Consider the following 24217-nt stretch of genomic DNA (forward strand, 5'->3'; position numbering starts at 1 on the left):
CCTGTCAAATCTTCTGTGTAAGCGGGCGTAGCCGTTCTGTGATGGATGCTGGTCAGAGGGGTAGGCGGTCGGGGAACTGGAGGGCGAAGGCGTTGAGGGCGTTCTTCCAGCCGTGGGTGCCGGTGCCGGCTTCACCTCCTCTCTGGTCGCTGATGTTGCGTAGCGCGAGGTAGAGGATCTTCATCGCGGCTTCGTCGGTGGGGAATGAGCCGCGGGCCTTGGTGACCTTGCGGAGCTGGAAGTTGATCGACTCGATCAGGTTCGTGGTGTAGATGACCTTGCGGATCTCCGGGGCGAAGGCCAGGAACGGGGTGAATTCCTCCCAGGCCCGTTCCCAGGCCGCGACCGCGCCGGCTGCCCGGGTGCTCCACTCGTCCTGGTGCCGGCGGCCGAGCAGGCCGGGCGCCTGCGGCCGCAGACCGACCGGGTGCTCGAACTGGCGCTCGCGACGGCCGCTCGCTGGTGGCCCGACCGCGAGGTGCCGGTATCGGTCAACCTGTCGGCGGCCAACGTCACCGACCTCGACCTCGCCTGCAAGGTCGCCGCCGCGCTGCACCGGCACGGCCTGCCCGCGCGGGCGCTCACGCTGGAGCTGGTGGAGGACACCCTCATGGCCGACCCCGAGCGCGGCCGTACGGTGCTCGCCGACCTGCGGCGGTCGGGGGTCCGCACGTCGATCGACGACTACGGCACGGGGTACAGCTCGCTGGCCTACCTGCGACACCTGCCGGCCGACGAGCTCAAGCTCGATCGCAGTCTGACCGCCGACGTCGACCGCGACCCCCGGGTGGCGGCCATCGGGCAGAGCACCGTCGCGCTGGCCCCCGCCCTGGGACTGAGCCTTGTCGCCGAAGGAGTCGAGACCCTGGCGATGAGCGCCACGCTCGCCCGCCTGGGCTACGACGTGGCCCAGGGGTACGCCATCGCCCGCCCGATGCCGGTCGACGACTTCCTGCCCTGGCTGGCCGCCTCGGACTCCGGCCTCGTCGACGAAGCACTGATGCCCCAGCTCAACCAGGGCCCGGCCAGCGACTGAACTGCGAGGCACATCGCGCATGTGATCCGCGTGTCCGTCGCGACACGCCACGGCGCATGAGCACGGTGCGCGATCGACTGGGGACTATGGGCACGTGACGCCGTCCTCGCCCGCCCGAAAACTGCTCCACCGCCCCGTCGCCTGGCGCGACCTCGCGCCGGAGATCGTGCGGCAGCGACTGGTGATCGAGGGCATCCCGGCCCGGCCCGTGGACGACGTGCAGATCCGGGGGTACCTCTCGGCGCTGTCCCGCGAGGTGGACATGGTGCAAACTCCTCGAGCCGGTGACGCACCGCTCCGACTTGTACGGCTGGGCCGGGTGGATCCATTGGGAGACGTCGGGAGCGCACTTCTACGCCTGGGAGCAGCCGCGGCTGTTCGACTCGGTGGACATCTACACGTGCAAGGCGTTCGACCCGGACGTCGCCGTGGCCTTCACCGCCGACTTCTTCGCCGCCGGCACCATCGCCGCGAAGTCCTTCTGATGCACCTGCGGCTGATCGTGGCGCACTCCCCGCGGGACGCCGCACGGCGGGTCGAAGCGCAGGTCTTCCTGCAGGCGTTCGGCAACACGCCGGAGCTCATGGAGCAGGAGTACGGCCCCTACGAGTCCCGGTCGCGGTTCGTCACGGTGCTCGACGACGAGAACGGCTCCGCACTGGGCACCGCGCGGCTGATCGCCGCCGACGCCAGCCCGGTGAAGACCCTGTTCGACGTGGCGGGCGAGCCGTGGCACCTCTCCGTGGCGGACAGTCTGGAAGCGGTCGGCCTCGACCCCCGGACGGTGTGGGACGTGGCGAGCCTGGCGGTGGACCCCGGTACCGCGCCGGCGCTGCCGGTGCAGAGATCAGCGTCGCCCTGTGCCACGGCATCTGGCGGTACGCCCGCAACTGCGGCGTCCCCGGCCTGGTCACCATCCTCGACGACCGGGTGCGCCGGTTGGTATGCACGATGGGCCTGCCCTGGTACCCGATGGCGGGGCGACCTCCCGGCCCTACCTGGGCTCACCCGCCAGCACCCCGTGCGTCTTCGCCGTGCGGACGGCGGAGGAAGAGGTGTACGGGGCCCGTCCGGATCTGGCGCTGGCCCTGGGCCACGGCGTGTTCCGCTCGATCGACGTCGACCCCGCCGATCTGCTGGCGACCCGCGGCGCCGTCGTCCAGGACACCGTTGCGGCCGGCCGTCCACAACGGCCGTTGCCCCCGCGCCGCGACACCACCGGGTGGCGACCTCCGACATCCCGCCGCACGGACCTGTTCGCAAACCCGCCCAGCGCGTAGTCGTCCCGGCCGCCGACCCGTGCCCGCCCCGTCAGCGAACGACCGAGCGAGTCTCTCCGTCGCGGACGGCCTTGCCGGCTTCACGGGCGGCCATGCGCTCGCGCTGCGGAACGACCGTGTACTTCGGGTCCCGCGCGCTGGCCATGCCAGCGTCGAAGACGCCGAAGCGGGTGAGCAGCGAGCCGGCAGCCAGTAGCGTTCCTGACGCAATAGCGCCTAGCCGGTTGCGCCCGGCGACCACCGTCAGCCCGGCGCCCGCAGCGGTGCACGTGCGGGCCGCACGCATGAGCTTCCCAGCGCGTCCCTCGTGATAGGGCTCCGAGACGATGCTGTCGTCGTTCTCCACCTGGTGCACGACGGTCAGTTCGATGGCGGCACCTGCGACTGCCATCTTGCGTGCAGGCCCTGCCTCGTCGACGGGCGTGAACGCCATGCAGATCCCGCCCCCCGCCGCCATCGCCGAGCCGGCGAAGACGAACGGCAGCTTGCCGTGGAACTCGTGCCACGACGGCACAGCCGTGTTCGACAGCAGCACCGCGGTGTAGGTGGCCATCGGCCCGCCGAACACGGCAGCCACGATGCCGCCGAAGCGCTTGAGGCGCGGGAACCAGCCCAGCAGCTCCACGGCGGCCGTCGCGGCAGTCGCGGCGCTGAACGGCGACAGGATGTAGGTGCCCACCGACAGCGGCGACGTCGGCTTGAACACCCGCAGCATGTGCAGGAACCGCTCCGGACGGCCCAGGTCGTGGATCAGCCACCCGACCGACGCCATCGAGCCGACGCCGGCGGTCACCCGGGCGACCTTCGTCAGCGCCGGCCGGCCGGTGAGGTCGGCCATGGCACCCAGCACCGATGAGGTGCCGGCCGCTCCCCCGAGGAACAGGTACAGCGGCACGTCCGGCGTCTTCCACACCGGCGGCTTGATGATCGGCCGGTCGTAGTACGAGGTGAACTCGGCGTCGTCGACCATCGCGACCTCGCCGGCCGCCCGCCGGCCGCTGCGTCGGCCGTTCTTCTTCCGCTTCTGGCTGGTCCAGCCGTCCGCGCGGCGCCAGCCGGCCCCCGGGGTGGCGATTCCCTCGGTCATGCTCACTTCCTCCGCGAGCCGAGGATCGCCGTCAGCGCGACCCCGACGATCATCGCGGCGCCGGTGGCCGCCGCCTTCCACATGGCCGGCAGGTCCCGGGTGGTCACGATCGGGTCCGGCGGCAGGCCGTAGACCTCCGGCTCGTCGAGCAGCAGGAAGAAGGCCCCCGCTCCCCCGACGCCGTCGTTCTCGTCCCGGCCGTACAGCCGCGCCGTCTCCACGCCCTGCGACTGCAGGGTCGCCAGCCGGGCGTCGGCGCGTGCCTGCAGTTCGTCGAGGTCACCGAACTGGATGGACTGCGTGGGGCACGCGGTGGCGCACGCCGGCTGCAGGCCGTCGGTCAGCCGGTCGTAGCACATCGTGCACTTGAAGACCCGGCCGTCGTCCTTGCGCTGGTCGATGACCCCGTAGGGGCAAGCGGGCACGCAGTAGCCGCAGCCGTTGCAGATGTCCTGCTGCACCACGACGGTGCCGAACTCGGTGCGGAACAGCGCACCGGTCGGGCAGACGTCGAGACACCCGGCGTGGGTGCAGTGCTTGCAGACGTCCGAGGACATCAGCCAGCGGATCTCCCGGTCACCGGACTGCGACGTCTGGGGGTCGAACTCCGCGAGCGCCTCCGCGTTCAGCACGCTGGCCTGGGCCTTGGCCGTGCTGTCGGCGTCGGCGGGGTTCGGCAGCGGCATCTCCGGTCGCCCGGAAGCGCCGGGCAGGCCGACCGCGGGCATCGGCAGGTCGACGGTGCGCGCCTGCTCGACGAAGGCCACGTGCCGCCAGGAGTTGGCGCCGAGCATGCCGGTGTTGTCATACGACATCCCCGACAGCCCGAGGGCGTCGCGCGTGCCGTCCGCGTCGTCCATCGGGAGCGTGTTCCACTCCTTGCAGGCCACCTCGCAGGCCTTGCAGCCGATGCACACCGACGTGTCGGTGAAGAAGCCGACCCGCTTGGGGTGCTCCTCGGTGTAGCCGGCCTCGGCCGACACGTCGGGCAGCGGCCCGAACAGCCGGTTCTTCGGATCGTTGCCGCTCAGGGCCGGGCTGGCCGAGCTCACCGTGGTCATGCCCGCTCCTTGAACGCGTCGTCATACCCGGTCATACTTCTGGTCGTGAAGACAGCCATCTCCATCCCCGACGACACGTTCGCGGAGGTCGAGCGCCGCGCCAAAGAACTGGGGCTCAACCGTTCCCAGTTCTTCACGCGGGCAGTCCAGCGGTACCTCGCCGATCTCGAGTCCGAGTCGATCACAGCCCAGATCGACGCGGCCCTGGAGGCTGCCGGGGAAGACGACTCCAACGCCTGGGCCGCCGCCGCAGGACGGCGGATGCTTGCGCGCACGGACGACGACTGGTGATCGAACGGGGGGCCATCCACTGGGCCGACCTCGGTGAGCCGGTAGGCAGCCGACCGGCGGGTCGACGCCCGGTCGTGGTCGTGCAGGCAGACACCTACACCCGCACCCGGTTGTCCACCGTGGTGATCGCGGCCATCACGTCGAACCTCGGACTGGCGTCCGCGCGCGGCAACGTCTTTCTTCCGGCCTCGGAGAGCGGACTCGCTCGCGACTCCGTGGTCAACGTGACCGCGGTGGCAGCAATCGACCGTCGCGAGATCGAGGCACGCGTGGGCACCGTGCCGTTGTGGACGATGCAGAGAGTCGACGCGGGGCTGCGACTCGTGCTCGGACTCTGAGCGCATCAGGTCTCCACCGGGGCCCGGCCACCCACGGGCACCATGCCGGACTGCATGCCCGCCCGGGTGCGGTACCCCTCGAGGAACTCCACGAGCTCCGGCCCGCGCGGGCGCCGGCCGGGCCGGATGTCGCAGGTGGCGGCCTTGCTCTCCTGGATGTGGGTGTTGGAGTCCATCACCACGCCGAGCAGGTCGTTGGCCGAGTCGCCGGTGGAGATCCCGCGCTCACCCCAGTGGTACGGAATGCCGATCTGGTGGATGACCTTGCCGCCCTTGAGCTTCAGCGGCCGCATGCGCTCGGTCACCAGCACGCGCGCCTCCACGGCCGCCCGGCCGCTGACGACCGTCGCCCAGCCGCCGTTCTCCAGGCCGCGTTCGGCGGCCAGTTGCGGGCTGACCTCCACGAAGAACTCCGGCTGCAGCTCCGCGAGGTAGGGCAGCGTGCGGCTCATCCCGCCGGCGGTGTGGTGCTCGGTCAACCGGTAGGTGGTGAACACGTACGGGAAGACGTCGCTGGCCATGGTGTTCGCCCGGTTCCACGGCGCCCGGATCTCCTCGCGGGCCGGGTTGGCCTGCACGCCGTACAGCGCGTTCTCCACCGGGGACTCTCCCGGCTCGTAGTGCGTGGGCAGCGGCCCGTCGGTCAGCCCCTTGGGCGCGTACAGCCAGGCCTTGCCGTCGCTCTGCATGACGAACGGGTCGGCGCCGCCGATCGCAGCCTGCGCCTTGGCGCCGTCCGGGGGCACGTAGCTGGGCGGCTTGGTGGCCTCGAAGTCCGGCACGTCACCGGTCGACGTCCAGCGGCCAGCGGCTTCGTCCCACCAGACGTACTTCTTGCGCTCGCTCCACGGCTTGCCCTCGGGGTCGGCCGAGGCGCGGTTGTAGAGGACGCGCCGGTTCAGCGGCCACGCCCAGCCCCACTCGGGCGCCACCTCGTTCTGCTCCTGGCGCGGCTTGCGGCGACGGGCCTGGTTCACCCCGTCGGCGTAGACGCCGGTGTAGATCCAGCAGCCGCCGCTCGTCGAGCCGTCGTCCTTCATCTCCATGTAGCTCGACAGCAGCTCGCCGTCGGGGCCCACGCCGTTGATCTCGCGCAGGACCGCGTCGGCGCTGGGCTCGTCGTCGGGCCCGTGCGTCGGGTAGTCCCAGGTGAGGTCGAGCAGCGGCCGGTCGCGGGGGTCGGTGGAGTCCTTCAGCCGCTCCCGGAGCATCCGGCCGAGGTGGAAGTAGAACCACAGGTCGCTCTTGGCGTCGCCCGGCGGCTCGACCGCCTTGTCGCGCCACTGCAGCATCCGCTGGGTCTGGGTGAAGGTGCCTTCCTTCTCGACGTGCGTGGCGGCGGGCATGAAGAAGACCTCGGTGGCGATCTGGTCGGTGACCAGCTCGCCGGTCTCGATCTCCGGCCCGTCCTGCCAGAAGGTGGCCGACTCGATGAACTGCAGGTCGCGGACGACGAGCCACTCGAGGTTGGCCAGCCCGAAACGCTGCATGCGCCCGTTGGCGTGCCCGACCGTCGGGTTCTCCCCCACCAGGAAGTAACCGGGGACCTTGCCCTCGATCATGTCGCTGATCGTGCGGTAGGAGCTGTGGTCGCCGTTGATCCGCGGCAGGTAGTCGAAGGCGAAGTCGTTCTCCGCCGTCGCCGCGTCGCCCCACCAGGCCTTGAGCAGGCTGACCATGTAGGCGCGCTTGTTGCCCCAGAAGCCGCCGGCGCCCTCGGCGTCGGCGACGTAGTCGTGCAGCGTCGCGTGCTCGTCGGCGTGCGGCATCGGCAGGTAGCCGGGCAGCAGGTTGAACAGCGTCGGGATGTCGGTGGAGCCCTGGATGCTCGCGTGCCCGCGCAACGCCAGGATCCCGCCGCCGGGGCGGCCCATGTTGCCCAGCAGCGCCTGCAGGATCGACGCCGTCCGGATGTACTGCGCGCCGACGGTGTGCTGCGTCCAGCCGACCGAATACACCCAGGCCGTCGTCCGCTCGCGGTTGCTGTTCGCCGTCACCCACTCGGCGACCTTGAGGAACACCTCCGGTTCGATGCCGCAGACCTCGCTCACCATCTCCGGCGTGTAGCGGGAGTAGTGCCGCTTGAGGACCTGGAACACCGTCCGCGGGTCGTGCAGCGTCTCGTCGCGCTTGGGCTTGGCCGCCAGCGGCGGGCCACCGGAACCGGCGGCGTGGGCCTGGTCGGCGCGCTTCACCGACTCCTGCTGGGAGAGCTCCTCCTGCTCGTGGGCCTCGGCCGGGTCGTCCAGCGAGGTGGTCGACGGCTCGGTCTCGAACTGCCAGCTCTCCTGGTCGTAGATCCGGTTTTCCGGGTCGTAGCCGGAGAACAGGCCGTCGAGGTCCTCGGTGTCCTGGAAGTCCTCGCGCACCAGCGCCGCGGCGTTGGTGTAGGCGACCACGTACTCCTTGAAGTACAGATCGTTGTCCAGGACGTGCTTGATCAGCCCGCCGAGGAACGCGATGTCACTGCCCGCGCGCAGCGGCACGTGCAGGTCGGCGATCGCGCTGGTGCGGGTGAACCGCGGGTCGATGTGGATGACCTTCGCGCCGCGCGCCTTGGCCTCGGTCACCCACTGGAAGCCCACCGGGTGGCACTCGGCCATGTTCGAACCCTCGATGACGATGCAGTCGGAGTTCGCGAGGTCCTGCTGGGTGTTCGTGGCACCGCCACGACCGAACGAGGCGCCCAGACCGGGCACCGTGGAGGAGTGCTATATGCGGGCCTGGTTCTCGATCTGGATAGCGCCCATGGCGCTGTAGAGCTTCTTCATGAGGTAGTTCTCCTCGTTGTCGAGGGTCGCCCCTCCGAGGCTCGCTATCCCCATCGTGCGCTTGACGGACTTGCCGCCGTCCTCGTCCTGCCAGGTCTTGCGGCGGGCGTCGAGGACGCGGTCGGCGATCATCTCCATCGCCGTGTCGAGGTCGAGGTCCTCCCACTCCGTCCCGTACGGACGGCGGTACTTGACCGTGGTGACCCGGCTGGGGCTGGTGACCAGCTGCTTGCTGGCGCTGCCCTTGGGGCAGAGCCGGCCGCGGTTGACCGGTGAATCGGGGTTGCCCTCGATCTGGACGATCTTCTCGTCTTTCACGTAGACGTTCTGCGCGCAGCCGACGGCGCAGAACGGGCACACGCTCTTCACGACGCGGTCGGCGGTCGCGGTGCGGGACACGGTGGCATCGGTCGCCTTGCTGCGCGCGGCCTTGCCGCGGCCCAAGGGATCCGTGCCGGTCAGCTGCCGGTACACCGGCCAAGCGTCGAGCCAGGTCTTCACTCCCGGAACTCTGCCACCCGGAACCTTGTCTGGCACGACGGGGTTGCGCGCGTGTCCGGCAGGAACCGCCGGTCAGACCCGCACGCCGTTCTCCGTCCGGTGCTTTGCGCCGCAGTCCCGGCAGAGGTCGTGGGTCCTCGGCGCCGGATCGAACCGCGGGTTGACCCACGACGCGCCCCGGCGCACGGCCCGGGACGTCATGGCGACGACGTTCGCGCTGCCGCAGACGCCGCACGGCTGCTCGCTGACCCCGATCTGGCTGGCCCGCCGCTGACGCACGTCCACGGCCGTCATCCTGGCAGTCGCCCATGTCGAGCGGTAGCGATCAGCGCACCGCGGGCTGAGCCTCCGGCCGTGCGCGGATGCGCGGCGGCGCCATGAACCGGGCGGTACCGTCCCGAATATGGCAAGGGCGCCCGACGGGCCGGGCTTCTTCGCGCGCCTGCCTCTTCCCAGTCGCACCGAGGGCCTGGTCATCCTCGTCGTCCTGCTGGTGACGGCGATCGCCGTCGGCGCGTCCGCCTGGTACGCCGGCAACCGCACCCCGCCGGCCTTCGACCCGCCAGCGGACGCCGGCTCATCAGCCGAGGCGACAGCCGGGCCGACCGCCGGGACGACGGCCCGGACGACGGCCCCGACCACCGAGCGCGCACCGGTCCTGGCCGTCTACGGCGACTGGTACGTCTCCGGGACCGACCAGGGTGGAGTCGGACCGGCCGGCTGGCCGGCGATCGTCAGTCAGCGGATCGGCGCCGAGGCCACCGTTCCCCACGCAGCTCCCGCCGCCGGCTACGCCGCGGAGTCGGCCACGGGCGACACCTTCCTCACCCTCGCGCAGAACACACCGGAGCCCACCGCGGACGTGACGATCGTCTTCGGCAGCCGAAACGACTACCTGTCCACCCCGGCCGAGATCACCGCCGCGGCCACCCGCACGTTCGAGACGATCCGCGCCACCGCCCCGCAGACCGAACTGCTGGTGATCGGCCCGGCATGGACCGATGCCGCCGTGCCACCGGAGCTGCTGCCCGTCCGTGACGCCGTCCAGCAGGCTGCCGCGGCCGCCGGTGCGACCTTCGTCGATCCGATCGCCGAGCGCTGGTTCTTCGACGACACCGGCCTGATCAGCACCGACCTCATCAGCCCAACCGACGCGGGTCACGTCTACCTGGCCGACCGCATCGAACCCGTCGTCCGGCAACTCCTCGCCGAGGCGCCCGACCTCGACCCCGCCACGGCAGCGACTCCAAGCGACTGAGGGCGGCCTTGTCTCACCCGTCCAGCCCCCGACGGGCACCGCCGCGACAGACACGGCTGCGGTCCAGACAGCGCTGTCCGCCGCCGCGGCGGCCGGGGCAGCGAGGCGCTTCTCAGCAGCGGCACATACCTGATCGACGCCACGCTGATGATTGACAGCGGCGTCACCCTTCGCGGCCGGGGCTCCGCGGAGCTCAAGGCCGCTCCGGGCCTCAACGCCGCCGTCCTCAAGAACGCCAATCTCGCCGGTGGCAACACCCGCATCACCGTCGCCGGTCTGCCTCGACGGCGCGAAGGCCGATCCGACCGCCGGGTCCTGCGTCATCGACCTGACCAACGTCACCGACTCCCGTTTCGTCGACCTCGGCGTCCAGGGCGCCCTCAAGCTCGGCACCTTCGGTGTCGACGTCGAACTCGGCACCGGCGACGGCCTCGTCTTCCCCGATGGCGGCAACAACGAGGTGCTCGGCGGCCGCTACCACGACAACGAATACGACGGCGTCAAGTGTCGAGGCAGCAACCGCAGCCGGATCATCGGCGTGAGCTTCACCAACAACGGCCGGTCAGGGAGTGCAGCTTGCCTACCGCGACGGCGGTGTCGAGAGCCTCTACGACGATGGATCCAACTACGACGTCATCTCGGGCTGCACCGTCCTGCCCACCACAGGCATCTCCGACAGTGCCTCGCCGACCACGAGTCGCTTCTACTGTCACAGCGCGAGCCACAACACCTTCACGGCCCGCAACGTCTACGGCGTCCGCCAGGTGATCGGCTGCTACGGCGGGTCCAGCTTCAAACGCTTCGTCGGCATCTCCGCCGACTGGCGGGAGACCGAAAAGGCTGCGCTCGACCTGGCCGAGCCGTGCGGCTCGTAGGGCTGCACTGGCAACGAAGCCATGGGCTGCACCATCCGGGCCATCAGCGGCGACGCCGGCATGTGGGTCCGCATCGTCCACGGCACGAGCAACCGCTCCGTCGGCAATCGCTTCGTGCAGGAGGCGGGCGCGACCGGCACCTTTATCGTGTCCATCGGGCCGGGCGGGTCTGGCCTGGTCTTCGATGGCGGCTACGCGCTGGCGCACGTGGTGAACGCGGGAACGAGCAGCAGCATCGTGCTCGCGCCGCCGGGAAGCTCATCATGAAGGGGATCGGCGCCTACGATTCGGCCGCCGCCACGACCGTGGGCACCCTCGACCGCAAGATCGAGGTGTTTCGACGCCACCGGCACCTCGATCGGCTTCCTGCCGGTCTACGGGTCGATCACCTGACCAGCGCGGCCAGCCGCTGGCGAACCTCCTCAGCCAGCGGCACGCGCACCTCCGCGCTCCAGTTGCCCACGACGAAACAGGGCGTGCTCGACGCGGTCAGACAATGGCTTGTCCGTCGCGATGAGGGCGGCGGCCTGAACCTCTGCCGGGACTGCGGTCAGAGCTCGCTGAAACCGGGTCCGTCGATGGGGCGCCGCTGTCGCTGCTCTGGCGCAACCGCCGCACCATGGCCTTCGCCTTCTGCTGCCGCTGAGGATCCAGCCGGCGGTACAGCCGCTCAGGCGTGTTAACGACGGCGTTGCGCACAGGCCCGATCCGGAGACGCCAGCGAAGGGCGTCGGCCAGATCCGGGTCAGTTCCCCGCTCGTCCAACTGGCGCAGGACCTGCCGCGTGAACGTCTTCTGGGCGGTGTCCCGGAGAACCCCGAAGCGCACCTTGTTGAGGTTCAGAGGTCTGTCGAAGGTGCGGAACCGGTTCAACGCCCCCAGGGACCGCAGCGCGATCATGGTCCGGGTGCACTTCTCGCACTCGCAGCAATTGAACCGCCCGCCGCGGTTTTCCCAGCACACCCGTAGGTGCTCAGCGGGGATAGGTTGGTCGGCTAGGTAGGCGAGCTTGTCGAGCCGGGTGACGTGGGCTCCGTCGTGGACCATGGTCGTGGCCCCGCTCCACAGCGGGTCGGTCATGGGGTGGGAGCCCCAGGGAAACATGTCACGGTAGGTGTAGGTGGCGGGGATGTAGACCTTGCCGAGGTGCCCGCTCAGGGTGTGGGCGACCAACGCCATCGCTGCACCGTGGGTAAATCCCCAGTCGTTGCCGACTGGCCGGTAGTTGCGCAGATCGGTGCGAACCTCGATCAATTCCTTGCCCAGAGCTGCTGCTGCAGCGCGGGCGTGTCTAAGGGCCTCCTCGCCGAGGTCGTTGTCATCGACGGGGATGTCGAAGCCGTGTACGAAGATCAGCGCATCCAACTCGTCCAGGTGCGTGAGCGCCGTGTAGAAGCTGTCCACCCCACCGCTGAAGAATGCCCCCACGCCGTTGCAGTGAGGCAGCGGCTCCGGCGCCGGACCCTCAACGTGCACGGGATGACGGTCCAACCAGCTACCGAAGATCTCCTGGAGCTGCTGGAGCCGGTCGGAGAATCCCGTCGTCAAGGGGCGGTCAATCTGCACCGCCCTGCCAGCCCTCAGCGCGGGCACCAGGCCAAGCGCGACCTCCGCGTCCCCGACGGCCCGCGCCCCGCCGCGGCTGGCGGTGACGGTTACGTCCTGGCCCTCGACGGTGTAGACAACGGATCGTTCGGAGACTTCGCGAGCGGTTACAACCAGGGCGCTGCTCATGGCCGAGGACCGTAACCGACAGTCGTTCAGGTCGTCGCAATGATCAGCCATATGAGGAGCCCATACACGGCTCCGACGCTGCAGACGCCCGTTCGGGCGGCGCTCGCTGGCCACGGGATCACGGTCGAGCGCACGGCGACCTCGAGCACCGCGTGCTGCTCGATCAGTCGGCCGCCGTGGTCGCGAGCAGGCTGCTCGACCCGTCCAGTGCGGAGCGGCTCTGCGGCACGCTTGACAGGGACGCGGGCGGTCGTCGCGTCACCGCGCGACCTGCCGTCAAGCCTGTAGGTAGGCTCACGCCGCTCGGCGGTGGCGGGTCGACGCCCTTCGGGTCGCACCATGCAAGGGGGCGGTGGTCTCCGAAGTGAAAGTCGCGCATCTCCTTGAGCGAGGCACGGCGGCGCCGCCATGCGCGGAAGACCCGGCTCAGCCTGTTCATGGCTCGGACGGTGGCGGTTCCTCCGCCGCTATCAGGCGCGCCGGAGGAAGCCGACCAGGGTGTGGACGAGGGGGCGGTCGAGCAGCCAGAGAACCGCCGCATAGGCCGCCAGCCCGACTGCAGCAGCGATGGAGAGGGCGAGCCATCCCGACTGCGCCGGCATCACCAGCCAAATTCCGGCAGCCGACGCGAGGAGCCCCATACCACCCAAGAGCGGCGCCAACCACCCCCGGAGGTACGCCCACAGATCCAGCCGTAGCGCGATCCGCAGGATCGACAGGCGCAGCGGCACCATAAGCAGGGAACGGGCAGCGATCGCCACGGCGACGGCGAAGACGCTGGCTTGAGCTCCCAAGGCCGCCGCGGCAACCGTGACGACCGCGAGAGTCGCTATCGCGGCTATCTCCAAGCCGGGGCGGCCGGCGGCGAGAAGAACGCCCCGGTCGAAGTACGCCAGCGAGCTGACGACGCCCGTCACGCACAGCACCTGCAACATTTTGGCGCTGTCGTGCCACTGCGGTCCGAACAACAGAGGTACCAGGAACGGCGCGACGATCGCTAGCGAACCGAAAACGGGGACGCTAACGGCGAGGGAGGTCCGCGTCGCCTGGCGCAGGGCGGCTATGAGCCCTGGACGGTCGTTTTTCAGCCTCGCGAAGACCGGCAGCGACAAGGCCGACATGACGCCGGTGAAAGCATCGACCACGACGTTCAGCAGACGTCGCGCAATCACGTAGTAGCCGAGCGCCACCGGCCCTAATACCGCCCCCACGACGAGGTTGTCGCCCTGCCCGGCCGTCACGGTGAACAGGTCGATGGCGACGACCTTCCAGCCGAACCGCCACATTCGTCGCGCGGTCGTCATGGAGAAGCGGAACCGTGGCCGAAACCTCGTCGCCACCCACAGCAGCAGGGTTGAGACGGCCACCTGGCTGAGCACCTGCGCTACCAGTGCCCAGACCCCGGCGCCTGCTATCGCGCAGCCGATGCCGATCGCGGCGCCAACCGCGGCGGCGGTCACCGACCGAACGGCCAGCGCCTTGAACTGCAGCCGCCGCTGCGCCAGAGCGTCGGGAACAGATCCCAACGCCCGGAGGACCAGGACCAGACTCAACGCTCGCAGCACCGGGACGATCTCAGGGATCCCGAGCGCCATGGCGATCAGGGGCGCGAGGGCGGCCATGACGAGCGCAATGAGCAGACCGCTGCCGAGCGCGATCCAGAACGCTGTGCTGCGTGTCTCGTCGTCGTCCTGGTCGTCGACGATCACCGCCTGAGCGAGCCCCTGCTCGGCGAAAGTCATCGCCATCGCGACGGCTACCTGCGCCGCGGCCACCACCCCAAACTCAGCCGGCTCTAGCAAGTAGCCCAGCACTGCGAATGTAGCCAGGTTGAGCAGGCGCACGCCCCACTTGTCGATCACCGACCAGCGCGCGCCCGCCACGGCGAGCGAACGAAGCTCCATCCGATCGGTGTCGCCGCTCACCGGCGGACTGTAACCGGCACCGGTTCTCACCTCCTCGTCCGCTGGCACAGAGGGGCCGCTCCGTAACAAGCGGTCCGGCTGTCGCGCTCTCGCGACGGCGCTCAGAGGGCCTGGTCATCCTCGTCGTCCTGCTTCGACCACCGGCGGACGCCGGCTCATCAGCCGAGGCGACAGCCGGGCCGACCGCCGGGACAACGGCCCCGACGACGGCCCCCACCACCGAGCGGGCACCGGTCCTCGCCGTCTACGGCGACTGGTACGTCTGGGGAACCGCCCAGGGCGGACTCGGACCGGCCGGCTGGCCGGCGATCGTCAGCCAGCGGATCGGCGCCGAGGCCACCGTTCCCCACGCAGCTCCCGCCGCCGGCTACGTCGCGGAATCAGCCACGGGCGACACCTTCCTCACCCTCGCGCAGAACACACCGGAGCCCGCCGCGGACGTGACGATCGTCTTCGGCAGCCGGAACGACTACCTGTCCACCCCGGCCGAGATCACCGCCGCGGCCACCCGCACGTTCGAGACGATCCGCGCCACCGCCCCGCAGACCGAACTGCTGGTGATCGGCCCGGCATGGACCGATGCCGCCGTGCCACCGGAGCTGCTGCCCGTCCGTGACGCCGTCCAGCAGGCTGCCGCGGCCGCCGGTGCGACCTTCGTCGATCCGATCGACGAGCGCTGGTTCTTCGACGACACCGGCCTGATCAGCACCGACCTCATCAGCCCAACCGACGCGGGTCACGTCTACCTGGCCGACCGCATCGAACCCGTCGTCCGGCAACTCCTCGCCGAGGCGCCCGACCTCGACCCCGCCACGGCAGCGACTCCAAGCGACTGAGGGCCGCCTGCGCCGGTCGCCCGACGCAAGACCTGCTCCCGTGGAGCGCTACCCGGGCGGCTGAAGAACCGGTAGATCGGTGCGCCGGAAGTCATCGCCTACGCACAGGATCGGATGGCCGGACTGCTCGGCCAGCGCGTAGGTGCAGCAATCGCCGAAGTTCAGCGCTGCCGAGTGGCGGCCCTTACCGAAGCGGCGCCACGCATCCTGGGCTCGGTCGGCGAGTTCCTCGTCGAAGGGCACCACGACGATCCGCGCCTCACGCAATGTCCGCTTGGCGATGCCGACCGCAGCGGAAGCGCGAGCTTCCAGGACGATTCCGAGTTCCAGGGCCGTGGGGGCAGCGATGAACCGACCGGTCGCAGAGCTCAACTGATCCGCCAGCCAGCCCCGAGCCGGTTCGCCGGTCATGATCGCTACGAGCGCCGACGTGTCGACGACGACCACAGTCACGTAGGCAGACCGTCGACGTCATAGCCGATGATCTCGTCCGCGCTGCGCTCGTCGGCCAGTGGAAGCCGGGCGTACTCGGCAGTCAGTCGGTCGAGGCGAGGTCCGATCCCGCCGTGGCGCTCCTCGCGGACCCGGGCGAGCCGCTCCCGAAGAGCGATGGTCACGGCTTCGGTCAACGATTCCTGGGTCTCCGCCGCGAGTGCCCGAGCCAGCTGGTCCGCTTCGTCGGTCTTGATGCTCAACGCCATCCAGTCAGTCTAGACGAAGAGCGATTCTTCTAGAATCAGGCAACGGCCAGCAGACCGAGCCGTACCGCGACAGCTCCTGCGGCGTCCGCACGGCTTCCTACGACTTGGCGTCGGGCTCCAGGTCGAGCCCGAGAACGGCGGATGCTCCCGCAGCGAGCAGCCAGAACCCGACGGTGAAGCACTTGCGGACGGTGTCGACGTGGTGGTGGTCCGTGCGCCAGTTGCTGGCCATGGCTTCCCCTCTCGTCCGGAGGCACCGAAGCTACTGACGGGCGTGGCCGGGCGAACGACGGATGTGACTCGCGGGACGCACGGGACACGACGTCCGGCATCCGTTATGTGCGTACCGAGAGCGGCCGATAACTCGTCTCCCGCGCGCACGGTCAGCAGCTGTGCCCGGCCACCTCAGGACCGCAGCGCACCCCGAACGGTCTGCACCGTTCCCGGCCAGAGATCGGCGACCGATTCCAGCTCGCGGGGGTCCCACCAGCGGAACTCGAGCCCCTCACCACCCGCCACGACCGTCGGCTCCCCGGTCAGCGACACGGCGTACACGAGCGCGACAGAGTGCTGGCGGGGGTCGTAGCCCGCATCGAGCCCCGACTCGACCGACGCCGGCGAAGGGAAGTACTGGACGACGACGTCCGGCTGCGGATCCGGTGGCAGCTCGAGCCCGGCCTCCTCCACCGTCTCGGTCAGGTGCCGCAGCAGCGCCGCGCGCAGCGTCTCCCCCGCGACGGACGCGGCCACCGAGGTGGCACCACACGGGCTCGTCCCGCCCGGGCATGGCCCGGAGTACGAGACCCACCTCGACGCCGCCCGATGCACTGCTCCGCACGGGCACGAGGTCGACGCAGACGATGGGAACGGCCACCCGGGCCGCTTCCAGGTCGGCGGCCGACAGGTAGCCGCTCAGCGGCGGCGGGGTGGGAGACGGGGCTCGTGCGGGCCGGGTCGGTCCCACGTGCACGTGAAGGTGGAACAGGCGTAGGTCTCGGGCTCCCCCGGCTGGTTCACCGGCGTGTGAACCACGCGCCCCGCACCGCCGCAGCGGCAGAGGACGACGCGGTCGGCGTCGCGGTGAACTCGGTCCAGCACCTCGGCGTCACCGATCACGAGCGAAGCTTCCGCCTGCCCGAAGTGATCGGCAAGCACACCGAAGGCGAACACCGGGCAACCACGGGATCGGGCTAGGCGTGGCCGTCACGCAGGTCACCGCTGGGGGCGCATGGCCCTCAGCGCGAGCACCCCTGCGATCAGCGACACGATCAGCATCGCGGCGCCCGCGACGATCGTTCCGGTCGCGCCGAACCAGAAGAGCGCACCCGCGATCCCGAAGACGAGCACCAGCTCCACGATCACGACAACGGTCAGGAGAACTGCCAGGAACTTCCCCACGCGCCGGAGAGTGCCACACCCGGCCGGGGCCGTCAGCCCATCCACGGGTGGGCGGCGGGCGCCGCCGGCCGGCCTGTCAGCCGATCAGTGGGATAGCTGGACCGGGAGGGTCTCGGTGCCCTCGGGGGCCGGGAGGTCCGCCGGCCCCGGCAGCTCCTCGGCGACCGGCGCCGCTTCCTCGGTCACCGGCTCCGTAACGGGCTCCACGGCCTGACTCACCGGCTCCACTGCCTGGGTCACCGGCTCGGCGACGGGCTCCACCGCTTGTGTCACCGGCTCCACTGCCTGGGTCACCGGCTCGGTGACGGGCTCCACGGCTTGAGTCACCGGCTCCACTGCCTGGGTCACCGGCTCGGTGACGGGCTCCACGGCTTGGGTCACGGGCTCGGTTACGGGCTCCACAACCTCGGCCACCGGCTCGGCGACCGGCTCCTCCACTGCCTGGGTCACCGGCTCGGCGACCGGCTCCTCCACTGCCTGGGTCACCGGCTCGGCGACCGGCTCCACGACCTCGGCCACCGGCTCCGCAGCCTGGGCCACCGGCTCGGTCACGGGCTCCACGACCTCGGTCACCGGCTCGGTCACCGGCTCCACGACCTCGGCCACCGGCTCCACGGCCTGGGCCACCGGCTCGGTCACGGGCTCCACGACCTCGGTCACCGGCTCCGCAGCCTGGGCCACCGGCTCGGTCACGGGCTCCACGACCTCGGTCACCGGCTCGGTCACCGGCTCCACGACCTCGGCCACCGGCTCCACAACCTCGGCCACCGGCTCGCTCACCGGCTCCACAACCTCGCCCACCGGCTCGGTCACGGGCTCCACAACCTCGCCCACCGGCTCGGTCACGGGCTCCACAACCTCGGCCACCGGCTGCGTCACGGGCTCCACGACCTCGGCCACCGGCTGCGTCACGGGCTCCACGGCCTCGGCCACCGGCTCGGTCACCGGCTCGGTCACCGGCTCCACGGCCTCGCCCACCGGCTCCGTCACCGGCTCCACAACCTCGCCCACCGGCTGCGTCACGGGCTCCACAACCTCGCCCACCGGCTCCGTCACCGGCTCCACGGCCTCGCCCACCGGCTCCGTCACCGGCTCCACGGCCTCGCCCACCGGCTGCGTCACTGGCTCCACAACCTCGGCCACCGGCTCCGTCACCGGCTCCACGGCCTCGCCCACCGGCTCGACCACCGGCTCGACCACCGGCTCGGTCACCGGCTCCACGGCCTCGCCCACCGGCTCGACCACCGGCTCGGTCACCGGCTCCACGGCCTCGCCCACCGGCTCGACCACCGGCTCCGTCACCGGCTCCACAACCTCGGCCACCGGCTGCGTCACTGGCTCCACAACCTCGGCCACCGGCTCGGTCACGGGCTCCACGGCCTCGGCCACCGGCTGCGTCACGGGCTCCACAACCTCGGCCACCGGCTCGGTCACCGGCTCCACGGCCTCGCCCACCGGCTCGACCACCGGCTCCACGGCCTCGCCCACCGGCTCGACCACCGGCTCGGTCACCGGCTCCACGGCCTCGCCCACCGGCTCGGTCACGGGCTCCACGGCCTCGGCCACCGGCTCGGTCACCGGCTCCACGGCCTCGCCCACCGGCTCGGTCACCGGCTCCACGGCCTCGCCCACCGGCTCGACCACCGACTCGGTCACCGGCTCCACCGCCGGGGCGGTCGTCGGCGGCACCGCCCCCACCAACGGTTCCTCGCCGTCCGGCTGCGACCCGCTGCTGTCCTGCGACGGACCGTCCGATACCTGCGGCGACCCGCCGGAAGGCGCGGTAGTCGGCTGCCCGGACCCGGGCGCTACCGGCGCACCGGGCGACGGCTGCGCACCGGGCGCACCGGCCGACGACGGGGCAACGAGCGCACCACGCGACGGCTGCGACCTTGCCGTGAACTGGGCCACTGCACCACCGGACGGATCCTGCGGCGCCGACCGCGAGCCGCTCGCCGCCGCTGTGCTCATCAGCGCCGCCTCGAGCAGCGGCGCATCCCGGCCTCCCGCGGACCAGAAGCTGCCCATGCCACCGGCGATCGGGGGGAGCTGCCGGCCGACCGGCGTGACGGCGGGACCTCCCGCGTCCCCGTCGCCCGGCCTCTCCGGCCACGCCTCGGACGGCCCGTACGGCTGATCGGCGGTCCATCCGCCCGACTCCGGCTGCCCCACGACCAGGAGGACCGCCACGGCGGCAAGGGCCAGCGAACTGTTCGCACCCCACAGCGCCGGGATCGCCCGCTCCCGGAGGATCACTTCCCGCGCGTGGCCGTCCTCGGGAGCGCGATGCCGACCCGCGTGGGGCGCGCCACCCTGCCCGTCGGCGGGGGCCCGGTGCCGTCCACCCGGTCGGCTCATGGTCACCCCTCCCGCCGGGCTCGTGCGGCGTCAGCAATCCAAGGCTCGCTCCGGACGCGACACCCGGCGAAGGAACGGGGCGCGTCCGCTGCGGCATTACGGAACGAGACCCCCTGCTACCCCGGCCCCCGTCTGGACACACCCGATTCCGGCCGCGCCGAACCGGGGATCGGCGTCCGCGAACGATCGCGACGTCCCCCGAAGGGGTGACAGGCCGAGAACGGTGCTGCAGCACCCCCGGCGGGAGCCCGATCAGAGGCGTGTGACCACCGCCCCCGTCCCGGGGCAGCCAGCGGCTGCGTTCCCGGTCGCGTCCCCCAGCGGGCGCGCCGGACTCCTCGCCGTCCCCGTGGCCGTGGTCGCCGTCGCCGCGGTCGTGGTCGGCCTGCTGGCCGTGCCCACGGTTCTCGGCCTGGTCCTCGCCGGAACGGGGCTCGCCGTCCTGGTCTCCTTCCAGGCCACCCTGTGGACCCGCCAGCGCAGACTGACCGGGGCGCTGCAGCGCAGCCAGTCCTCGTTCCGGACGCTGGTGAAGAGCAGCGTCGACCCGGTCGTCATCCTCGACGACCGATTCCGCGTCACCTTCGCCTCCCAGGGCATCGCCGACCTGCTCGGGTTCGACGCCGCCGCCGTGGTCGGGCTGCCGCTGCTCCGCGCCGTCCACCCCGACGACCGCTCCGCCGTCTCCGGCATCCTGGACGCCGACCGCATCCGCCCCGAGGAACTCGCCGTCCGCACCGCGCGGATACGGCACGCCGACGGACGGTGGCGGCTGATCCAGGCCACCGTCCGCGATCTGCGCGCCGACCCCGACGTCGGCGCGTTCGTCCTGTTCTGCCGCGACGCCTCCTCCCGCGTCCCCGCGGCCGGCATCGACCCCGACCTGCACGAGTTCTCCCTCACCGACCCCGTCACCGGCCTGCCCAACCGCGCGGCGCTGGTCCGCAGCCTGGGCGCCGTGCAGCGCGAGGCGCACCGCCGGTCGTTCTCCCTCGCCCTCGTGCGGATCAGCGGCCTGGCCTCGGAGATCCTCGCGCCCGACACCGAGACCGCCGTCCTGCGATCGTTGACCGCCCGGCTCACCCGCGCCCTGCGCGGGGAGGACTGGCTGGCCCGCGGCAAGGACGGCGACTTCGTCGTCCTCGTCGACGGCAGCATCGCCGACGCCGAGATCGTGGCCGCCCGCCTGGTCGCCGCCGTCGGCCCCGTGCCGATCCCCGGCGGCTCGCTCCGGCTGTCCGCCGTCGCCGGCGTGGCCGCGCTGTTCGCCGACGTCGACACCGGGGAGGCCCTGCGCCGCGGCGAGCTCGCCCTGCGCAGCGCCGCCACGGCCGGGCCCGGCTCGGTCCACCGCTACGACGACGCCCTGCGCGTCGAGGAGGACCGCCGCGCCGCCCTGCGCACCGACCTCGACGGCGCGCTCGACCGCGGCGAGCTGCGGCTGGTCTTCCAGCCCGTCGTCGACATCGTCATGCACCGCACCGTCTCCGTCGAGGCGCTGCTGCGCTGGCGGCACCCCCTCTTCGGCGAGGTCTCCCCCACCGAATTCGTGCCCCTGGCCGAGGAGTCCCCGCTGATCACCGAGCTCGGCCGGTGGGTGCTGCGCGAGGCGTGCGCCACCATCGCCGCCCTCGGCGATGCCGACCTGGGCGTCGCGGTCAACGTGTCCGCCCGGCAGGTGCGCAGCGGCGAGCTCGTGCCCGACGTCATCAGCGCCCTGGAGACCAGCGGCCTGCCGTCCTCGCGCCTCATCGTCGAGATCACCGAGTCGGTGCTGCTCGACGACTCGCACGTCATCGAGGACCTCACCGTCCTGCGCCGGCTCGGCGTCCGCGTCGCCGTCGACGACTTCGGCACCGGCTGGTCGTCGCTGGCCTACCTGGTCGGCATGCCCGTCGACGTCCTCAAGATGGACCAGTACTTCCTCTCCGACGTCGAGCACGACCCTGCCCGGCGCGCCATGTGCCGGGCGGTGCTGCAGCTGGGCTCCAGCCTCGACCTGCCCGTCATCGTCGAGGGGGTCACGAACGAGGCCGTCCTCACCCTGCTCCGGGACATGGGGCACCGGTACCTCCAGGGCTACGTCTTCGCCCGGCCGCTCGAGGCCGGCCAGCTCGCCGCCGGCGAGTGGGACATGCGGAGCGCGCTGCCCGATGCCGTGACCCCGGCGCAGTCGTGATCGCGCTACGGAGCGTCCCCTGGGGCGTCCGGACGGCGGTGCCGCTGGCCCTGGTCGGCCTCGCGTTGGCCGTGCCGTTCAGCGCGCCCGACGGCACCGGCATGCAGTGGGACGAGCTGGTCCTCGGCTCGTTGGCGTCGATGGTGGCCTGGTCGATGTTCCGCCGGCTGCGCACGATGGACCGCGACGTCGCCCGCCCCTGGTACCCCACCGCGTTCGGGGCGGTGTTCTTCGCCCTCGCGCAGCTGCTGGCCGGGTCCTTCCCCGGCCCGGGGCTCGACGGGTTCGGGTTCGACGACGTCATCCTCTTCTTCGGTGCGACCTCGCCAGTGGTCACCGCCGGGATGCTGGCCCGCCGGGTCAGCCGCACCCGCTGGTCCGTGCTCGTCGTCGAAGGCGCGCTCATCACCACCGCGATGCTCGTCGTCACCGAGGTGCTGCACGCGGCGCTGATCGACCCGGTCGAGGCGCCGGATGCCCTCCGCACCCTCGTCTTCGCGTACGGCGCCTACGGGGCGCTCATGCTCGGCGGCATCGGCGCCCTCTGCACGGTCTCCACCGCCGCTCTGCGCAGCGCGTCCACCGTGCTCATCGTGGCCGTCACCTGCCAGTCGGCGGCCGCCGGGGCCGAGGCGATCGCCATCGTGTCGCCGGCGACGATGTGGACCGCGGTCTCCGACGCCTCCGTCGCCGCGGCCATGCTGGCCTCGACCCTGGCCGTGCACCTGGCCCCGTTGCGCCTCCCCGAGCGGGGGCCACGAGCCTCGGCGCCGGTCGTCAGCCCCGTGGGGCTGGCGATGATCACCAACTCCATGCTCACCCTGCCGGCCGCCCTCATCGGCGGGCTGCTGTGGGACGTGCCCTTCTCCGCCGGCGCCCAGCTCGGCTGTGCCCTCGTCTTCGGGCTCACCGCGCTCCGGTCGTTCATGCGCGTCCGCGACGACGGGCGGGTGATCGAGGACCTCGTGCGCAGCGAAGAGGACTTCCGCGAGCTCATCGAGGCCAGCTCCGACGGCATCGCGATCATGGACGGCGAGTTCCGCCTGCTGTTCACCTCGCCGGCGGCGCGCAGCCTCCTCGGCATCGATTCGAGCGCTCAGGACGCCGTCTCACTGCTCGACCTCGTCGACCCCGCCGACCGGGACACCGTCCGCGCCGCCACCCTCGACGTCCCCGCCGGGGAAGGCGCGCCCCTGCACTTCCGGGTCGTCCCGGCCGACGGCTCGCACAGCGAACTGGAGGCCACCTCCACCGAGCGCCCCGGCAGCGGGCGCCGGGTGCTCTACCTGCGCGACGTCACCACTCGCCGCCGCCGCGAACGCGAGCTCGAGCGCATGGCCTACACCGACCACCTCACCGGCCTGCCCAACCGCGCGACGCTGTTCCGGGAGCTGGCCACGCCGTCCGTCGACGACCGCTGCCTGCTGGTCCTCGACCTCGACGGGTTCAAGGCGGTCAACGACGTCGCCGGGCACGAGGCCGGCGACCACCTGCTGGTCGAGGTGGCCCGCCGGCTGCACACCGTCGTCCGCGAGGACGACCTGGTCGCCCGTCTCGGCGGCGACGAGTTCGCCGTCCTGGTCACCGGCACCCTCGCCGAGGCCCAGGACGTCGCCCAGCGCGTCGTCGACGTCCTCGGCATGCCCTACCGCACCGCCGACGGCGCCTTCGCCGTCGGCGCCAGCGTCGGCGTCGCCGCACTCGGCGCGGCCGGCGGACAGGTCGCCTTCAGGGAGGCCGACGCCGCCCTGCGCGCCGCCAAGCAGGCCGGCAAGGGCTGCGTGCGGACCGCCGACGCCCCGGCCCCCTCCCACGTCGAGGCCCATCCGGACTTCGCCGACGTCGTGGCCGAGGGCCTGTTCTCCGTCCGCATGGACGCCGCCTGCCACCCGGACGGCCGGATCGCACTGGTCCACGCGACGCCGAGCTGGAGCCACCCCGACCACCCCGCCGTCCAGAACCTGGAGCTGTGGGGCTTCGCCGGACGCCAGGGACGCGCCACCGAGCTGCGGACCTGGCTGCTGCACCAGGCCTGCCGGGAGGTCGCCGCGCTGCCCGACGAGCGGGTCGACGTCGCGGTCAGCCTCCCCGCCGGCTTCGTCCCCGCCGAGGGCCTGGCCGCCGAGATCGCCGCCGCCCTGGACGCGTCCGGCCTGGCCGCCTCCCGGCTGATGCTGTCGTTCACCGAGGAGACCCTGCTCACCGGCTCGGCCGCGCTCGTCCCGGAGCTGGAGGCCGTCCGCAGGAGCGGCGTGCGCCTCTGCCTGGACAACTACGGCATGGGCCACAGCCTCTTCGCCCTGCTGGCCCGCGTCCACCTCGACGCCGTCCGCCTGGACCTCAACGGCCTCTCCTCCCGCGACGACACCACCCGCGCCCTGCAGGTGCTGGCGGCCATCGTCCGGACCAACACCGGCTTCGGTCTGACCACCATCGCCGGCGGGGTGAGCACGCCCGAGGTGCGCGAGGCCGTCGTCGCCACGGGGGTGCAGCTGCTGCACGGCCGCAGCGAGCCGCACGACCTGACCGCCGCCGAGGTCGCCGCCCTGCTGACGGTCCCCGCCGTCTGAGTCGTGCGCGTCCCACCC

General features: G+C 71.5%; 26 protein-coding genes and 1 pseudogene. 12 read left to right on the forward strand and 15 right to left on the reverse strand.

The window, feature by feature from the left end:
- Positions 1–52 precede the first annotated feature (52 nt).
- A pseudogene (locus FHU33_RS26060) lies at positions 53–349 on the reverse strand (transposase); the annotation flags it as partial.
- 30 nt (positions 350–379) lie between these two features.
- On the opposite strand from FHU33_RS26060, the gene FHU33_RS22860 reads away from it, so the two are divergent.
- The 3 genes from FHU33_RS22860 (at position 380) to FHU33_RS26070 (ending at position 2316) form a co-directional block, all read left to right on the forward strand.
- Entirely contained in the window at positions 380–1036 is a 657-nt protein-coding gene (locus tag FHU33_RS22860) for an EAL domain-containing protein (protein ID WP_246064140.1), read from the forward strand.
- A gap of 284 nt (positions 1037–1320) precedes the next feature.
- Positions 1321–1521, forward strand: a complete 201-nt coding sequence (locus tag FHU33_RS26065) for an S-adenosylmethionine decarboxylase (protein ID WP_246064141.1) — start codon at positions 1321–1323, stop codon at positions 1519–1521.
- A gap of 459 nt (positions 1522–1980) precedes the next feature.
- Entirely contained in the window at positions 1981–2316 is a 336-nt protein-coding gene (locus tag FHU33_RS26070) for a hypothetical protein (RefSeq protein ID WP_246064143.1), read from the forward strand.
- 31 nt (positions 2317–2347) lie between these two features.
- Here FHU33_RS26070 and nrfD read toward each other — a convergent pair whose 3' ends face one another.
- Both nrfD and FHU33_RS22880 read right to left on the reverse strand, forming a co-directional pair.
- Positions 2348–3403 carry an NrfD/PsrC family molybdoenzyme membrane anchor subunit gene (gene nrfD, locus FHU33_RS22875; RefSeq protein WP_142027849.1) on the reverse strand — a complete coding sequence of 352 codons (1056 nt, stop codon included), beginning with the start codon at positions 3401–3403 and terminating at the stop codon, positions 2348–2350.
- 2 nt (positions 3404–3405) lie between these two features.
- The gene (locus tag FHU33_RS22880) at positions 3406–4464 is read right to left on the reverse strand and encodes a 4Fe-4S dicluster domain-containing protein (RefSeq protein ID WP_142027850.1); all 1059 of its coding nucleotides are present in this window, start codon (positions 4462–4464) and stop codon (positions 3406–3408) included.
- A gap of 45 nt (positions 4465–4509) precedes the next feature.
- Between FHU33_RS22880 and FHU33_RS22885 the strand changes: the two genes are divergently transcribed.
- Positions 4510–4755: a CopG family ribbon-helix-helix protein gene (locus tag FHU33_RS22885; protein ID WP_142027851.1), complete on the forward strand. Its 246-nt coding sequence runs from the start codon at positions 4510–4512 to the stop codon at positions 4753–4755.
- The gene (locus tag FHU33_RS22890; protein ID WP_246064145.1) at positions 4752–5093 is read left to right on the forward strand and encodes a type II toxin-antitoxin system PemK/MazF family toxin; all 342 of its coding nucleotides are present in this window, start codon (positions 4752–4754) and stop codon (positions 5091–5093) included. Before FHU33_RS22885 ends, FHU33_RS22890 begins: the two co-directional genes overlap by 4 nt.
- A gap of 5 nt (positions 5094–5098) precedes the next feature.
- Here the strand turns inward: FHU33_RS22890 and fdh are convergent, their stop codons facing one another.
- The 3 genes from fdh to FHU33_RS22905 form a co-directional block, all read right to left on the reverse strand.
- Positions 5099–7792, reverse strand: coding sequence for a formate dehydrogenase (fdh, locus tag FHU33_RS22895; protein WP_142027853.1), 2694 nt, complete (start codon positions 7790–7792; stop codon positions 5099–5101).
- A gap of 12 nt (positions 7793–7804) precedes the next feature.
- Positions 7805–8365 (reverse strand): dehydrogenase, encoded by a 561-nt coding sequence (locus tag FHU33_RS26580; RefSeq protein WP_170182658.1) that lies wholly within the window; start codon positions 8363–8365, stop codon positions 7805–7807.
- A 72-nt stretch (positions 8366–8437) separates the two neighbouring features.
- Positions 8438–8650, reverse strand: coding sequence for a hypothetical protein (locus tag FHU33_RS22905; RefSeq protein WP_142027855.1), 213 nt, complete (start codon positions 8648–8650; stop codon positions 8438–8440).
- 118 nt (positions 8651–8768) lie between these two features.
- Between FHU33_RS22905 and FHU33_RS22910 the strand changes: the two genes are divergently transcribed.
- Entirely contained in the window at positions 8769–9623 is an 855-nt protein-coding gene (locus FHU33_RS22910) for a GDSL-type esterase/lipase family protein (RefSeq protein ID WP_142027856.1), read from the forward strand.
- A gap of 262 nt (positions 9624–9885) precedes the next feature.
- On the opposite strand, the gene FHU33_RS22915 is transcribed toward FHU33_RS22910, so the two are convergent.
- Positions 9886–10104 (reverse strand): hypothetical protein, encoded by a 219-nt coding sequence (locus FHU33_RS22915; protein WP_142027857.1) that lies wholly within the window; start codon positions 10102–10104, stop codon positions 9886–9888.
- 88 nt (positions 10105–10192) lie between these two features.
- On the opposite strand from FHU33_RS22915, the gene FHU33_RS22920 reads away from it, so the two are divergent.
- Positions 10193–10498: a hypothetical protein gene (locus tag FHU33_RS22920; protein ID WP_142027858.1), complete on the forward strand. Its 306-nt coding sequence runs from the start codon at positions 10193–10195 to the stop codon at positions 10496–10498.
- 21 nt (positions 10499–10519) lie between these two features.
- Entirely contained in the window at positions 10520–10765 is a 246-nt protein-coding gene (locus tag FHU33_RS22925) for a hypothetical protein (RefSeq protein ID WP_142027859.1), read from the forward strand.
- 222 nt (positions 10766–10987) lie between these two features.
- On the opposite strand, the gene FHU33_RS22930 is transcribed toward FHU33_RS22925, so the two are convergent.
- Both FHU33_RS22930 and FHU33_RS22935 read right to left on the reverse strand, forming a co-directional pair.
- Positions 10988–12232 carry a hypothetical protein gene (locus FHU33_RS22930; protein WP_142027860.1) on the reverse strand — a complete coding sequence of 415 codons (1245 nt, stop codon included), beginning with the start codon at positions 12230–12232 and terminating at the stop codon, positions 10988–10990.
- A 470-nt stretch (positions 12233–12702) separates the two neighbouring features.
- Positions 12703–14157 (reverse strand): lipopolysaccharide biosynthesis protein, encoded by a 1455-nt coding sequence (locus FHU33_RS22935; RefSeq protein WP_142027861.1) that lies wholly within the window; start codon positions 14155–14157, stop codon positions 12703–12705.
- A gap of 128 nt (positions 14158–14285) precedes the next feature.
- Here FHU33_RS22935 and FHU33_RS26425 point away from each other — a divergent pair, with 128 nt between their 5' ends.
- Entirely contained in the window at positions 14286–14993 is a 708-nt protein-coding gene (locus FHU33_RS26425; RefSeq protein ID WP_342778703.1) for an SGNH/GDSL hydrolase family protein, read from the forward strand.
- Positions 14994–15041: 48 nt separating this feature from the next.
- Here the strand turns inward: FHU33_RS26425 and FHU33_RS22945 are convergent, their stop codons facing one another.
- The 4 genes from FHU33_RS22945 to FHU33_RS22955 all read right to left on the reverse strand — a co-directional run bounded on the left by FHU33_RS22945 (position 15042) and on the right by FHU33_RS22955 (position 16444).
- Positions 15042–15446 carry a type II toxin-antitoxin system VapC family toxin gene (locus tag FHU33_RS22945; RefSeq protein ID WP_142027863.1) on the reverse strand — a complete coding sequence of 135 codons (405 nt, stop codon included), beginning with the start codon at positions 15444–15446 and terminating at the stop codon, positions 15042–15044.
- Positions 15443–15694, reverse strand: a complete 252-nt coding sequence (locus FHU33_RS22950; RefSeq protein ID WP_142027864.1) for a type II toxin-antitoxin system VapB family antitoxin — start codon at positions 15692–15694, stop codon at positions 15443–15445. The genes FHU33_RS22945 and FHU33_RS22950 overlap by 4 nt, the downstream gene beginning before the upstream one ends.
- A gap of 97 nt (positions 15695–15791) precedes the next feature.
- Positions 15792–15926 (reverse strand): hypothetical protein, encoded by a 135-nt coding sequence (locus tag FHU33_RS26360; RefSeq protein WP_281281704.1) that lies wholly within the window; start codon positions 15924–15926, stop codon positions 15792–15794.
- Positions 15927–16099: 173 nt separating this feature from the next.
- The gene (locus FHU33_RS22955) at positions 16100–16444 is read right to left on the reverse strand and encodes a DUF4916 domain-containing protein (protein WP_170182659.1); all 345 of its coding nucleotides are present in this window, start codon (positions 16442–16444) and stop codon (positions 16100–16102) included.
- 273 nt (positions 16445–16717) lie between these two features.
- Between FHU33_RS22955 and FHU33_RS25225 the strand changes: the two genes are divergently transcribed.
- A complete protein-coding gene (locus FHU33_RS25225) occupies positions 16718–16888 on the forward strand; it encodes a hypothetical protein (protein ID WP_170182660.1) in 171 nt (56 codons plus the stop codon).
- An 18-nt stretch (positions 16889–16906) separates the two neighbouring features.
- Here the strand turns inward: FHU33_RS25225 and FHU33_RS22965 are convergent, their stop codons facing one another.
- Together FHU33_RS22965 and FHU33_RS22970 are read right to left on the reverse strand one after the other, a co-directional pair.
- Entirely contained in the window at positions 16907–17092 is a 186-nt protein-coding gene (locus FHU33_RS22965) for a hypothetical protein (RefSeq protein ID WP_142027866.1), read from the reverse strand.
- 84 nt (positions 17093–17176) lie between these two features.
- Complete coding sequence (locus FHU33_RS22970; RefSeq protein ID WP_142027867.1) at positions 17177–19450, reverse strand: hypothetical protein; 2274 nt, start codon at positions 19448–19450, stop codon at positions 17177–17179.
- A 262-nt stretch (positions 19451–19712) separates the two neighbouring features.
- On the opposite strand from FHU33_RS22970, the gene FHU33_RS22975 reads away from it, so the two are divergent.
- Positions 19713–21629, forward strand: coding sequence for a putative bifunctional diguanylate cyclase/phosphodiesterase (locus tag FHU33_RS22975; protein WP_170182661.1), 1917 nt, complete (start codon positions 19713–19715; stop codon positions 21627–21629).
- A complete protein-coding gene (locus FHU33_RS22980) occupies positions 21626–24199 on the forward strand; it encodes a diguanylate cyclase domain-containing protein (protein ID WP_142027869.1) in 2574 nt (857 codons plus the stop codon). Before FHU33_RS22975 ends, FHU33_RS22980 begins: the two co-directional genes overlap by 4 nt.
- Positions 24200–24217 lie beyond the last annotated feature (18 nt).

Origin of the sequence: Blastococcus colisei, from assembly GCF_006717095.1 — a bacterium.
GTDB lineage: Bacteria > Actinomycetota > Actinomycetes > Mycobacteriales > Geodermatophilaceae > Blastococcus_B > Blastococcus_B colisei.

Bases quoted from the DNA above. Each gene is read 5' to 3' on its own strand.
- FHU33_RS26070 (WP_246064143.1), top strand. From the start codon at position 1,981: ATGCACGATGGGCCTGCCCTGGTACCCGATGGCGGGGCGACCTCCCGG.
- nrfD (WP_142027849.1), bottom strand. From the start codon at position 3,403: ATGACCGAGGGAATCGCCACCCCGGGGGCCGGCTGGCGCCGCGCGGAC.
- FHU33_RS22880 (WP_142027850.1), bottom strand. From the start codon at position 4,464: ATGACCACGGTGAGCTCGGCCAGCCCGGCCCTGAGCGGCAACGATCCG.
- FHU33_RS22910 (WP_142027856.1), top strand. From the start codon at position 8,769: ATGGCAAGGGCGCCCGACGGGCCGGGCTTCTTCGCGCGCCTGCCTCTT.
- FHU33_RS22925 (WP_142027859.1), top strand. From the start codon at position 10,520: ATGGGCTGCACCATCCGGGCCATCAGCGGCGACGCCGGCATGTGGGTC.
- FHU33_RS22930 (WP_142027860.1), bottom strand. From the start codon at position 12,232: ATGAGCAGCGCCCTGGTTGTAACCGCTCGCGAAGTCTCCGAACGATCC.
- FHU33_RS22950 (WP_142027864.1), bottom strand. From the start codon at position 15,694: ATGGCGTTGAGCATCAAGACCGACGAAGCGGACCAGCTGGCTCGGGCA.
- FHU33_RS26360 (WP_281281704.1), bottom strand. From the start codon at position 15,926: ATGGCCAGCAACTGGCGCACGGACCACCACCACGTCGACACCGTCCGC.
- FHU33_RS22970 (WP_142027867.1), bottom strand. From the start codon at position 19,450: ATGAGCCGACCGGGTGGACGGCACCGGGCCCCCGCCGACGGGCAGGGT.